The sequence below is a fragment of the Pseudoalteromonas sp. SR45-1 genome (assembly GCF_014163655.1).
Classification (GTDB): domain Bacteria; phylum Pseudomonadota; class Gammaproteobacteria; order Enterobacterales; family Alteromonadaceae; genus Pseudoalteromonas; species Pseudoalteromonas distincta.
On the sequence record NZ_JACJDR010000004.1, the window covers coordinates 1 to 12,540 of the forward strand.

Here is a 12,540-nt window from a genome sequence, read left to right on the forward strand (position 1 = left end):
TGATTTGAAACATTAAAAGCGTGCTAATCATTATTACACGCTTTTATATTAATTAGATGCTATTAATGGATATGATGGCATTCATGGCTTTCAATTTGTAATACACTATTACGTACATTAAATTTTTCGGCTAATAATTGCTCTACTTTCATACGACACGCTTCATCATGTTTTTCAATCGTACAATGTTGTTTAAGGACAACGTGTGCGCCTACTACAATACCATTATATTTGCGCGTTACAGTGACATTATGGACATTATGAACATGTTCCATATCTGTAATTTTACTTTCAATATCAGTAACTTTAGGAAGTTTCGCTTTATTTAGGCGTAAACCTTTTATACAACTAATTATGACCTTAATACCGGTGAATAATACGAAAGAAGCAATTAACATACTCGATAAAATATCGATTACAACCCAGCCTGTAAAATATATAAGAATACCGGCAACAAATGTCGATACGGTAGAAATCAGATCAAAGAATGAATGTAAAAATACCGCGTACACATTAATACTCGCTTTGCGGCCTTTATATAAAACCCATGCAGCAGCCCCATGAAATAAAAAACCAATAGCAGCAATAACCGACATTAAATAACTATTGATAGCCAGCTCATTTCCTTCATGTTGGTGTATATAGCGCTCACCACCTTCATACAAAATAATTAAACTGATTGCTAGGTATAAAAACCCGTTCACTAGGCCACCAAAAAGCTCTGCTCGTTGATGGCCATCGTTATAGGTTTTGGCAAAATGAATAGCGAGACTTGATGCTATCAGTGCGATGAATAACGAGCTATTGTGAACAAACAAATGCCCCGCATCAGCAAGAACAGCAAGCGAATTAGAATAATAAGCACCTATAACCTGAATTACCATAAACGAACACGTAATTGCTAGCGCAATGAGTAACCGACGACGAGAAGCTTGGTGTGTAGTGATTTCTGTCATGAAATGCTTGAATAACCTATACTTAAAGTGCAAATAAGCCAAAGATGGCTTAGAGTAGAAATGGGTAATGATATACAGTATCAATTATAATACGTACTGCCCGCAAACGCACTAAAAACTTAGTAAATCAAAAAAAATGTGCTAATAGTTAGTAAAGAAAAAGAATTTAATTATGGCTTGGACACATGGAGAGTTGAGTGAGTAATAACCTATCAGAAGAAGCATGGCAAAACTTGGAGTTATTGCCGTTTTGTGTATTACTTTATGATGCCAATGAAGATATATTTAAAGTTAACAGCCAGGCACAGGACTTGTTTGACTTAAAAGACCAATCACATTTTTATAAAACTGATTTTTCACACATCACTTTAACCAATCATCACAGTAAAAAAAATCTGTTGATCGAGGAGCTATTCTTTGATTATTTTACGGCAAATAACCAATGCCAGTTTATTTTATCGAAACAATCATCCAAATTGCTACTCAACGTAAAATTTGCAAATTTACCTAATTCAAACTCCATTATTATTATCGATATATTAAATAACAACGTGGATGAACAATATGATTTTGATAATATTATATCGAACATCTCAACTGACTTAATTGATATTCAAAATGACGATGTTGATAAGCATATTAACTATGCATTAAAAGCAGTCGGTACGGTTTGCAATGCCGATAGGTGTTATCTTTTTAAGTTTGCCGAAGATGGTAAAACTATTAATAACACTCACGAATGGGTCAATGATGGTATCAAAGCTTTTAAAGACGACTTACAAAACCTTTTAAAAAGCGACCTCCCTTATTTTTTTAGTTCGATGGCCCGTACCCATTTATTCAGAGTGAATGATGTATCTTTGCTCCCCATTCAAGCAATGAGCGAAAAAACGATTTTCCAGCGACAAGAAATAAAATCGGTACTTTGCATTGGTTTACGCTATGACAAAGAACTGGTTGGCTTTATTGGCTGTGATTGTGTAATTCAAAAGCAAGACTGGACAGATTTAGACCTTATTCGCCTAAGGTTAGTAGGTGAAATGCTTGCTAATGCTTTCAAAAATTTAAATTATAAGCAAGAGCTTCAACAAACTCAGCAGCAACTCATTAACGCCAACCAAAAACTCAATAAACAAGTCAATACGGATGGCCTTACAAACATTGCTAATAGACGTTGTTTTGATCAGACTTTAAAATGCGAAATTAAGCGTTGTGCACGTAATAAAGAATCTATCAGTTTAATTATGTGTGATATTGATTTTTTTAAGCGTTATAACGATAACTATGGGCATCAGCTTGGCGATGAAGTGCTAAAGCGAGTGGCCAAAGCGCTACACTATATTTGTAAACGCGAAGGTGATCTAGCAGCTCGTTTCGGGGGTGAAGAATTTGCGATAGTTTTACCTGCAGTCGACACAGAACACTGTCAAAGGTTTGCTGTTCTTATTCAGGAAAAAATCGCAGAACTCGCAATTGAACATAATTTTTCAACTGTCAGTAAATACCTCACTTTAAGCATTGGGTTTTATAGTTTCATACCCAATCACAAAACAAAACCCAAAGAGGTTATAACTAACGCCGACATAGCCCTTTATAACGCAAAAGAAACAGGTAGAAATAAAATAGCTAGTTTTTAAAAACCGACTAAGGAGCCGCACTGCAGTGAGTTTTAGTGCTTTAAAGTTTGCTGTAGTGATAGTCCATACACCTGAAATTATAAACAATACAACTACTCAGTGATTTACGCGTAGTAAGTTAAGTAAGGCGTTGAAAGTGAGCAACCAATTATCGCCGGTACTGAGGTTTTAGTAACTAAAAAAGAAGTGGGTGTTATGTGGGTTAGGCCTAAAAGCTAATCATCACTGAAAATTACAAGTTACAGTAAAACGGGCGGCTCAAACTGCCCGTTTTTTATACCGGAGATCTGAAATACAGCGCCTTGTTCACCAACAGTATTATTAATCGCTTCATCAAATGCCGATGTCACAAGTAGTAACTCAGCATTTTCACCACCGAAGGCGGTGCACGTCGGTTTTAATGCACAAAGCTCTATTGTTTTAATTAGCTCACCGCTTGGGGATAAACACATAACACATCCCATTCCCCAAACAGCTAGCCACAAATTGCCTAATTTATCGGTTACGCAGCCATCGGGGTCAACATCAGTATTATTAAATTGATAAAAAACACGTGGCTCAGCGCAAGGCTCACCAGTTTTCTCATCCAAATCTAATACATAAATACAACTCGTTAAAGAGTCGCAGTAATAACCGCGTAAACGGGACTTATCAAAACACAATCCATTTGGGATACTCAAACCACTTACAACGGCTTTAAGCTGGTTTTTATAATAACGGTATATTTTAGCATCCCCTTTTTTAGCATTTACATCCATTGTACTTAACCAAAAGCCACCCCATGGATCAGCACGGCCGTCGTTTGAACGTCGATTTAGCTGTGTATTTTCAATACTAAGGATAAGATGGCGAGTGCTTGAATTAATATGGTATTTGTATATACCAGTACTTGTCCCTAGCAATAAGTGCTGCTCATCAATCCACGCTATTGCACTGAGCGTATCGGGCATATTCACGGTTTTTAGTTGGCTTTCGCTGTGTATATTTTTGCTTAAAAGTAATTTTTTATTTATATCGACCCAAAAAAAAGTGTTCAGCATAGGATGCCAAAGAGGACTTTCTGCAAGCTGACTCTGTGTGCTTTCAAAAATGGTTACGCTAGGATCAAACATAAGTAGTTATTCTTTATTATTAACAAAGCCTTGTAATACTAAACCTTACCAGAAAGCAGTGAGTTCCGCGATGTGTACCCGGCTTTAATTTTTTATCATCTTCAGTAATCTCTATCGCATTTTTTAGACTGAGTTGATAACATCAAATTTCATAAAAAGGATTGGCCATGAACAACAATAATAAAAACACACTCGTCGTTGAAGGCGGTGCAATGCGCGGTATATTTGCCGCAGGTGTGCTTGATGAGTTTTTAAAACAGCAATACCACCCGTTTGAACGCTATTTTGGTGTTTCAGCCGGAGCAACTAATATAGCCGCATTTTTATGCAAACAACCAATGCGAAATTATAAAGTGATTACCGACTATTCATGCCGTCCTGAATTTATTAATTTAGCGCGCTTTATTAAAGGTGGTCATTTATTTGATTTAGATTGGTTATGGCAAGAAACAATTCGCGAAATACGCCTTCATACAGAGGTATTCGAACAAACTCCACAAGAGTTTTATATTGTATCTACGGCGATCGAATCAGGCAAAGCACACTATTTAAAAGCCACCAGCGCCGATATGGTGCATCAATTAAAAGCATCATGCGCTATACCCATTGCATATCGTGACTACCCTATTATTAATGACATAGCGATGACCGATGGCGGTGTTGCTGATTCAATTCCGGTTATAAAAGCTTACGAAATGGGTGCACGCGAAATCACCGTTATTTTGTCTCAATGTTTAGGCTATCGTAAAAAACCAAGTAAGGCACCTTGGCTTACTAAAAAAATGTATAAAAACTATCCAGAATTAATTCAAACGACCTTAAACAGGGCTAATTTTTATAATAAGTCTATCGATTTTATTATGAATCCACCTAGTGACTGCAAAATCAATATTATTGCTCCACCGACTAATTTTAAAGTTGGCCGAACCACTAAAAAGTTTGAAGTACTTAATAGTGGTTACAATATGGGAGTTGATACTGCTAAGGCCTTTTTAGCTAAATAACTGCATTTTTTACCCTAATAATTGCGGCGCTTTACCCACAATAACTGCAGTTATTAACCCTGCTAACATAGCTCCTACAACGGTGCATATTGCACCGCCTAAAATACCATAAACACTCATAAAGCATATCAGCGCTAAACTAAATAGCAGTGTACATAAAAAAGCTTTAGTGGGTATTGTGAGTGTGTTTTTGCGTATATTAAGCATCATTAATAATAGACTTACCATGGCAATTATAATTAGTAGTTCGTTCATGCGGGTTGTACCTCTGCTTGTAATTTTTGTGTGTTTTTTATTTTTAAGGCACCAAAAATACACGCGATACCCACCACCATAAAACTTATATCTACTATCGCGACAAGCGAGCTATTAAGGTTAATAACATTGCTCACGCCAAATATAATATTGAGCGGCAGCACCAAAGCAAGCGAAGCGCCGCATAGCAAAAGAGTCAGCTTAAAATAGTTTTTATAACCTATAGGCAATACACTTAAGAGTAACCATGCCAACCACGTATAAAAAAACACGGGTCCAAAAAAGCTATTTTGCGCCACACCAATAACGGTATAATTAAGTACAACTTGCAAAGGAAATAACACAAAGCTTGCTAATACCAAGCCTCCACAACTACCAATAATAAAACGATTCCAGCGTGCATATGCCTGCACTCTCAGCGACGGGCTACTGCCACGTGTACGCTTTGCTAGCCACATCATCATGCCCGAAATAGGTAAAAGCGCAGTACTTAAGCCAAGCAATACCCAAAGTAATTTTACAAACACCCCTGCAAAGTTCCCAAAGTGCAGCGGAAACATCAACTCAATTACTTTTATCGAAACACCTGAAATATCACCAAAACTACTCATCGACTGCACAAACTCACCATTGCCTTTATAATGCAGTAATTGAGAAGCAACTGCCTCGCCACCTAACAAACGCAAATACACCTGCGCATTCGCATCGTTATGCGCCATTATTGTGACATCCCTAATTATTGCTTCAGGGTAACGACTATGAGCATGCTCTAAAATAGTGTCTATTTTTGTAGGTTGCTTAATGTGGCTAACTACCGGCTCAGGAATTGCGGTAAACGTTTCTATTAACTTATCTTGATCGCCACCAAAGCTCACAAACGCAGCTGCTGGTAATAAAATAACGGTCGCAAGCCCTAAAAATGATCCTGTAAAACCAATTACAATATTAAATACACTGCCCCAAATACCTATGACCTTATGAGCATCGCTTACTGCAATATCTAATCCTTTATCTCGCCTAAACGTAAAGAGCTCTTTTATCAATTTACGATGAATAAACAAGCCTGTCACTGCACTTACTAAAAGTGTTAAACCTAAAAAACCAGTGAGAATTAACCCAATTGGTCGCCCTAAATGCAAATCTGCATGAAACTCACCTATGTAGGTTGGCGCATCTGTTTTTTTATTAGCGTAAAACTCTTTACTAGGCCCATAGTAAGTATTTTCCACCGCCAAAGTATCCGGATGAAACTGGAATACTCTGGCCACCTCTTGGTCATAGTTTTCATCGCCATGGTGGGATTCAAATACCAACGTTAATAAATGAAAATTATGTCCACTTGGTAAAAACACATGAATGTTTTCGCCAAATTCACTAGGCACCTGTTTGTGGTATTCGTTTACTAGTCGATTAATTTGCGCGCTGGCAACGTGTTGGCTAGATTGTAGCTCTGGATTTGCCCATATTTTTAACTCAGGTCGCGACAGCACTGCTAACGCCCCACTAAATGCAACAATAAATAGCAGTACAGCAGTAATAATTCCTACCCAGCTATGTAATAAAAATAGCTTTTTTAAAGTAATCGACTTCATCCCTGCCCCTGCGTTAACGCCCAAAAACTCAATAAACCATGTAATACACACAGTGCAATCATTACAACAAACGGTTGCCATACCTTTTGCGCCAAATACGAATAAATAAACAACGCAGTCCAAATAACAGGAAAGAGTAAAATAGGCAGTAATATTTGTTCATTCATTTGAAACGGTAAATAAGTTGTCATACCCGGAATCATTATTACCGCAGTAATTAGCGCTAACACACATGCAATTAGGTGCCTTCGCCGTGTAGCTGTAAACGTTTTTTTATTATTCATTATTCGCTCATTAAATTTGCCCAAACATATACAAAACAGTATATGCAAATGATAACAATTGTTATTATATTGTGCATTTAACGCTTAATGCAATTTATTAAACACATTAAGTCTAAAAATACTGTTGGTTTGCTTTAAGAGCTTTTATGCTACGCCTCGCAATTTAAGTACGCAGTAATGCGTCATTTCAGTTAAGCCGAGTTCGGGCTTTTTAATTTTTCAGGAAGCAGTAAACCGTGGATATAATTAACGCGATTATTATAGGTATTATTGAAGGTATAACAGAATTTTTACCCATATCATCAACTGGGCACTTAATTGTAGCGTCAAAGTGGTTAGGCATTGAATCAACAGACACTAACCTCGCCTTCGAAGTCATTATCCAACTTGCCGCCATTTTGGCGGTACTAGCCAACTATAAAGACAAGTTTAGCCCTAAATATTTCAATTTATGGGTGAAAGTTGCCATTGCATTTATTCCTTTGGGTATTATTGGTTTTATATTTAGTGATGTAATAAAAACACTGTTTAGCGTACCAGTAGTAGGTGTTATGTTTATTGTAGGCGGTGTGATCTTTTTACTATTAGAGCGCAGTTATAAAGAGGCTCACTGCACAACTACCGATGTAACCCAAGTTACTTATAAACAAGCACTTTGGATTGGCGTAGCACAAGTATTTGCGTTAATTCCGGGGACTAGTCGTGCTGGGAGCTCTATTGTTGGTGCCATGTTGTGTGGTTTAAACCGAAAAACCAGCGCTGAATTTTCATTTTTACTTGGTTTACCTGTACTTGCAGCAGCCTCAGGGTACGACTTACTTAAACATTACCAACTGTTTAGCTTAGATGACCTAACTGCCCTTGCTGTAGGTTTTTTAACGTCTTTTATAGTTGCTTATTTTACTATTAAACTATTCATACGCTTTCTAGAAAATTTCACTTTTGTTAGTTTTGGTCTTTACCGAATCGTATTTGGTGTTATTTTACTAACTAACCTAAATTCTGGTTAAGAGATTTAAAAACACTGTAAATAATAACGATATTTAAGTCTGTCTCTCTCTAGCTAGAAATTTTTGGTGAAAACAAGGCAAATTTACGCGTCAATAGCTGGTCTATTGCAAGGAAATTCAACGCAGTTAGCACTAAAAAAGCTGCTTGAGATAGATTTATTATTCAGAACTCAGGTTAGCTATAGCCTACACATAAGAGAACATTATGAGCGAAAAAATAAACGAAGAAGCACTCCACGCCCTAAAAATAGCTTTTACTTACATGCCTAAAGCGATTGAAGTGACAAAGTATGAATATGGCGAGCGCTACCAAAGCGTACTTGATCACATTGAAGCTGTACGTGAAACACTGCTTATTAACGATGTTGACCCAGAGGAAGTAGACGGCGATATCAACCCTGAGTACACACCAAACTCAACCTACTAATATACACATAAGCTGCGAGCAACTTACTCGCAGTTTGTGTTTAAATCAGTTGTGCTTAATTAGAGAAAGTTTATATAAAGTAATAATTAACTAAATATATTTAATTTTTTTGTTAAACTAGTGCTTTATCAAGCTATAGACTCAGTTCTAAAACCAACAGGATATTTACTATTGAATTTTCTTAGGCAATTTCACGACATAGTATCTAACCAAAGCTTAGACTTTGATGAAAAAACCCATCAGCTACTAGCATTTGGACTTAAAGTGTTTAACCTTGATTTAGCTATTATTAGTAAGGTCGAGAAAAACTGCTATACCGTGCTACATGCCATTACGCCAGATAATGCATTAGAAATAGGTACTCAATTTGATTTAGATGGCACCTATTGTGTACACACTCTTACTGCGGGTTCTGCACTTGCATTTCATAACGTCTCACAAAGCGCAATTGCTGACCATCCTTGCTATGCAAACTTTAAACTTGAGTCATATATTGGGGCACCTATTAAAATAGGTACCGATATATTTGGAACTGTAAATTTTTCTTCTGCCAATCAATCTCCAGTATTTACAGATGCCGCCTACGACTATATTGAGCTATTTGCGCAGTGGTTAGGGGCAGAACTAGCTCGCAGCATCACTAAAGAAAAATTAATAAAAAACAGCAATAGCTTATTAAAACTAGAAAGCATAGCAAATATAGGCACGTGGGAAGTTGACCTTACTAATAATAAAATTTATTGGAGTCAGCAAACTAAACAAATCCATCAAGTTGATGAAAACTATCAGCCTGAAATTGAATCTGCAGTTAACTTTTATAAAGAAGGTACAAGCAGAGACGAAATAAGTAAAGCAGTTGAGCTTGCTATACAACACGGCGAAAAGTGGCATCTAGAGCTTGAAATTATTACAGCCAAAAATCAGACCATTTGGGTATCTACATTTGGTGAAGCCGAATTTGACGGTGATACCTGTGTACGTTTGTTTGGTACCTTTCAAAATATTACCGAAGCAGTGGCTTTAAGAGAAGAGCTTAAAAATAAACAAGAACAAGCCGAGCGATTACTCGAAGATAGAAGCATGCTTTTTGCAAAAATAAGCCACGAACTTAGAACACCGCTAAATGGCATTACGGGCATGCTTACTACGTTAATAGATGAACATAACGAACAAAAGAGAACCGAAAAAATAAAAGTCGCGCTGCGTAGCGCAGATATACTCTTGAGCATAATAAACGAAGTACTCGATTTTTCTAAAATTAACCACGGTGAGTTAAAACTAGAACCCACGGATGTTTTATTAAATACAACATTTACTGATCTCATTTCTTTGTACACCCCGTTATTTAAAAACAGCAATGTAGAACTAGAAGTAAAAAATGAAATTTCTGATAGCTGCTGGGCATATTGCGATAACACACGCCTAAGTCAAATTACCTCCAACTTATTAAGTAATGCGTTAAAATTTACTGAGCGTGGTTGTGTAAAACTGCACACGTCTGTGATTAATAACAATAATAAATTAACGCTAAACATTAAAGTCGCCGATACGGGAAGAGGCATGACTAGCCAATTTCTTGAATCTTTATTCTCCCCTTTTACTCAAGAAGTAGATGCTAAAAACAGTAAAGGAGGCACAGGACTTGGCCTCGCAATAGTTAAAGAACTTGTTGAGTACATGGGTGGAACAATCAAGGTCAGTAGTAAAGTTAATCAGGGAACTACTTTTTCCCTAAGTATCCCTATAGAGCTAGGTAAAGAGCAAAAAGTAGAGCTAAATCCGCTATCAAAAATAAACATTAACGCTTCTAAGCTTTCTGTTTTAGTGGTGGATGACAACGACATAAACAGGCTAGTTCTTGATGCGTCGCTTAATAAACTCAATATAAAGCCAGACTTTGCAGTAGATGGGCAAGATGCCATATTTAAATGCGAGCAAAAGCATTACGATCTTATTTTTATGGATTGTATTATGCCTATACTCGATGGTTTTGAGGCTACAAAACAACTGCGATCAAAAAGTATCTGTCCGCACGATTCAACCTATATTGTTGCCCTTACAGCCAATACTTCATCGCAAGATAAATTAGCGTGCAAACAAGCTGGTATGGATATGTTTATTTCAAAACCGTTTAAAATGCATTCTTTAGAAGTCGCTATTGCGTCAGCGGCGCAATTACTAAAGCTTTAAAAATATTAGCTTTGCACACTTAACCGCGTGCTAAATATAGTTAGATAAGGCATTAACAATGAAAAACATAATTAGAACTATATTACTAACTGTCCTTATTGTTGCAGTATTTAAAGGCGTTTCCACTGGGCAATGGAGCTCATCAATAACAATAGTTATCGTATCAGGCGTATTGCTGTTAGTTACATTTATCAGTGCTAAGTCATCACGTGGATCATCTGCTTATACTGGCAGTGACTCAACAGCTTCCTCTAGCAGTAACTCATCACATTCTTATACAAATTGCGGCGGCGATTCTGGTGGTGGGTGCGATTAAATCGTGTGCTAATTCTTAAGCATTAAAAAAGCCGCCTTTGGAGAAGGGCGGCTTGGGTTAACAAACAGCTATGGGTGTAGCCTTGCTGTTATATCAAGAGAGTTTTTACTAATTACATTAAGCAGCGCTTTGATCAGCTTCTTCAGAGTGACGAATTAAATAATCAAATGCGCCTAAGCTTGCTGTTGCACCGCTGCCCATTGCAATAATAATTTGTTTAAACGGAGTATTGGTTGCATCCCCCGCGCCATAAATGCCTGGTAATGAAGTTGCGCCTTTAGCATCAATTAGTATTTCACCAAATTTGCTTAATTCAAGGTCGCTGTCTTTTAACCACTCGGTATTTGGTATTAAGCCTATTTGTACAAATATACCGGCAAGTTCAAGCTCTTTGCTCTCCCCCGACACTCTATCTGTGTACATTAAGCCAGTTACTTTTTTACCATCACCAAGTACTTCGGTTGTTTGTGCACTTTTTATAATAGTAATATTAGCCATGCTTTTAGCTTTACGAATAAGCACTTCATCGGCTCGTAGTGTGTCTGCAAATTCAAGTACCGTAACGCTTTGCACAATATTAGCTAAATCGATTGCCGCTTCTATACCTGAATTACCACCACCAATTACAGCAACAGGTTTGCCTTTAAATAAAGGGCCGTCGCAATGTGGGCAATATGCCACACCGTGGCCACGATACTCTTGCTCACCTGGTACGTTCATTTCGCGCCAGCGTGCACCAGTTGCAAGTACGAGCGACTTAGCTTTAAGTACTGCGCCATTTTCTAGTGTAATTTCGTAACCATTGTTATAACCAAGTGCCGCTGCACGCTGATTATGCATTACATCTACATCGTATTCTTTAACGTGCTCTTCAAGCTGGGCAACCAATTTAGGCCCTTCAGTCGCTTTAATCGAAATAAAGTTCTCTATTGCTAGTGTATCGGCAACTTGTCCACCAAATCTATCAGCAACAATGCCTGTATTTAACCCTTTTCGTGCTGAGTAAATTGCAGCCGACGCGCCCGCTGGGCCGCCACCAACTACCAGTACATCAAACTCGTCTTTTTCGCTTAGCGCTGCTGCTTGTTTAGCAGCCCCTTTGCTATCTACTTTATTAAGTATGTCAGTAAGGCTTAGTGCACCTTGGCTAAATGGTTCGCCATTTAAATATACAGCCGGAACAGCTAAAATATTTCGTTCTTCTACTTCATCTTGAAATAATGCACCGTCAATCATGGTGGCTTTAATATTACTGTTTGTCGCTGCCATAGTGTTAAGTGCTTGCACTACTTGCGGGCACGTTTGGCAACTTAAACTTATGTATACTTCAAAGTTCAGCTCTTGAGTAAGCGATTGTATTTGCTCAATGTCTTCGCTTTTAGCTTTACTTGCGTGTCCGCCAGTATGCAAAAGTGCTAACACTAAACTTGTGAATTCATGACCCATAGGTACGCCTGCAAACGTAACATGAGTTTTTTTAATAGGCGAATGTACAACCATTGACGGGCGACGTGCGCTTGTATCAGGATTGCTTATTACAGTAAATTTATCGCTTAGTGAGGCTAAATCGTTTGCTAAGCTTTCTACTTCTGCTGATTTTTTGCTGTCATCCAAGGCAATAAGCAGCTCAACAGGTTGAGTAAGCGATTCGAAATGGCTTTTTAATTGATTTTTTATGTTGTTATCTAACATGGCTTAACCCTTTTAGGAAAATTTAAACAGCAAGCCTCCCATGCCAAATAATGCATGTGCTTAAA

12 protein-coding genes are annotated in these 12,540 nt (G+C 37.6%); 6 read left to right on the forward strand and 6 right to left on the reverse strand.

Translation table 11 applies throughout. The features are described 5' to 3' along the window. Nucleotides 1-62: 62 nt before the first annotated feature. Complete coding sequence (locus tag H5089_RS05495; protein ID WP_002960617.1) at nt 63-956, reverse strand: cation diffusion facilitator family transporter; 894 nt, start codon at nt 954-956, stop codon at nt 63-65. Between the two features lie 197 nt (nt 957-1,153). Between H5089_RS05495 and H5089_RS05500 the strand changes: the two genes are divergently transcribed. After that, nucleotides 1,154-2,593, forward strand: coding sequence for a diguanylate cyclase domain-containing protein (locus H5089_RS05500; protein WP_182711681.1), 1,440 nt, complete (start codon nt 1,154-1,156; stop codon nt 2,591-2,593). Between the two features lie 239 nt (nt 2,594-2,832). Here the strand turns inward: H5089_RS05500 and H5089_RS05505 are convergent, their stop codons facing one another. Further along, nucleotides 2,833-3,705, reverse strand: a complete 873-nt coding sequence (locus H5089_RS05505; RefSeq protein WP_182711682.1) for an SMP-30/gluconolactonase/LRE family protein — start codon at nt 3,703-3,705, stop codon at nt 2,833-2,835. Between the two features lie 167 nt (nt 3,706-3,872). On the opposite strand from H5089_RS05505, the gene H5089_RS05510 reads away from it, so the two are divergent. Continuing rightward, nucleotides 3,873-4,709, forward strand: a complete 837-nt coding sequence (locus H5089_RS05510) for a patatin family protein (protein WP_182711683.1) — start codon at nt 3,873-3,875, stop codon at nt 4,707-4,709. A gap of 9 nt (nt 4,710-4,718) precedes the next feature. Here H5089_RS05510 and H5089_RS05515 read toward each other — a convergent pair whose 3' ends face one another. Genes H5089_RS05515 through H5089_RS05525 form a run of 3 tightly spaced genes read right to left on the reverse strand, consistent with a single transcriptional unit; the run spans nt 4,719 to nt 6,840 of the window. Further along, the gene (locus tag H5089_RS05515; protein ID WP_182711684.1) at nt 4,719-4,964 is read right to left on the reverse strand and encodes a hypothetical protein; all 246 of its coding nucleotides are present in this window, start codon (nt 4,962-4,964) and stop codon (nt 4,719-4,721) included. After that, nucleotides 4,961-6,556, reverse strand: coding sequence for a PepSY domain-containing protein (locus tag H5089_RS05520; RefSeq protein ID WP_182711685.1), 1,596 nt, complete (start codon nt 6,554-6,556; stop codon nt 4,961-4,963). Before H5089_RS05520 ends, H5089_RS05515 begins: the two co-directional genes overlap by 4 nt. Next, on the reverse strand, nt 6,553-6,840 hold the full coding sequence (locus H5089_RS05525; RefSeq protein WP_182711686.1) for a hypothetical protein: 288 nt from the start codon (nt 6,838-6,840) through the stop codon (nt 6,553-6,555). Before H5089_RS05525 ends, H5089_RS05520 begins: the two co-directional genes overlap by 4 nt. Before the next feature lie 236 nt (nt 6,841-7,076). Here H5089_RS05525 and H5089_RS05530 point away from each other — a divergent pair, with 236 nt between their 5' ends. The 4 genes from H5089_RS05530 (at nt 7,077) to H5089_RS05545 (ending at nt 10,783) form a co-directional block, all read left to right on the forward strand. Beyond that, nucleotides 7,077-7,850, forward strand: coding sequence for an undecaprenyl-diphosphate phosphatase (locus tag H5089_RS05530; protein ID WP_182711687.1), 774 nt, complete (start codon nt 7,077-7,079; stop codon nt 7,848-7,850). 205 nt (nt 7,851-8,055) lie between these two features. After that, a complete protein-coding gene (locus tag H5089_RS05535; protein ID WP_002960604.1) occupies nt 8,056-8,277 on the forward strand; it encodes a hypothetical protein in 222 nt (73 codons plus the stop codon). 171 nt (nt 8,278-8,448) lie between these two features. Beyond that, nucleotides 8,449-10,467: an ATP-binding protein gene (locus tag H5089_RS05540; RefSeq protein WP_182711688.1), complete on the forward strand. Its 2,019-nt coding sequence runs from the start codon at nt 8,449-8,451 to the stop codon at nt 10,465-10,467. A 58-nt stretch (nt 10,468-10,525) separates the two neighbouring features. Continuing rightward, nucleotides 10,526-10,783, forward strand: coding sequence for a hypothetical protein (locus H5089_RS05545; protein ID WP_182692531.1), 258 nt, complete (start codon nt 10,526-10,528; stop codon nt 10,781-10,783). A 117-nt stretch (nt 10,784-10,900) separates the two neighbouring features. Here H5089_RS05545 and ahpF read toward each other — a convergent pair whose 3' ends face one another. Beyond that, on the reverse strand, nt 10,901-12,475 hold the full coding sequence (ahpF, locus tag H5089_RS05550) for an alkyl hydroperoxide reductase subunit F (RefSeq protein ID WP_182692532.1): 1,575 nt from the start codon (nt 12,473-12,475) through the stop codon (nt 10,901-10,903). Between the last annotated feature and the right edge of the window lie 65 nt (nt 12,476-12,540).

Coding starts and splice junctions, on each gene's coding strand:
- ahpF (WP_182692532.1), bottom strand. CDS start 12,475: ATGTTAGATAACAACATAAAAAATCAATTAAAAAGCCATTTCGAATCG.
- H5089_RS05495 (WP_002960617.1), bottom strand. CDS start 956: ATGACAGAAATCACTACACACCAAGCTTCTCGTCGTCGGTTACTCATT.
- H5089_RS05510 (WP_182711683.1), top strand. CDS start 3,873: ATGAACAACAATAATAAAAACACACTCGTCGTTGAAGGCGGTGCAATG.
- H5089_RS05505 (WP_182711682.1), bottom strand. CDS start 3,705: ATGTTTGATCCTAGCGTAACCATTTTTGAAAGCACACAGAGTCAGCTT.
- H5089_RS05525 (WP_182711686.1), bottom strand. CDS start 6,840: ATGAATAATAAAAAAACGTTTACAGCTACACGGCGAAGGCACCTAATT.
- H5089_RS05515 (WP_182711684.1), bottom strand. CDS start 4,964: ATGAACGAACTACTAATTATAATTGCCATGGTAAGTCTATTATTAATG.
- H5089_RS05520 (WP_182711685.1), bottom strand. CDS start 6,556: ATGAAGTCGATTACTTTAAAAAAGCTATTTTTATTACATAGCTGGGTA.
- H5089_RS05545 (WP_182692531.1), top strand. CDS start 10,526: ATGAAAAACATAATTAGAACTATATTACTAACTGTCCTTATTGTTGCA.
- H5089_RS05535 (WP_002960604.1), top strand. CDS start 8,056: ATGAGCGAAAAAATAAACGAAGAAGCACTCCACGCCCTAAAAATAGCT.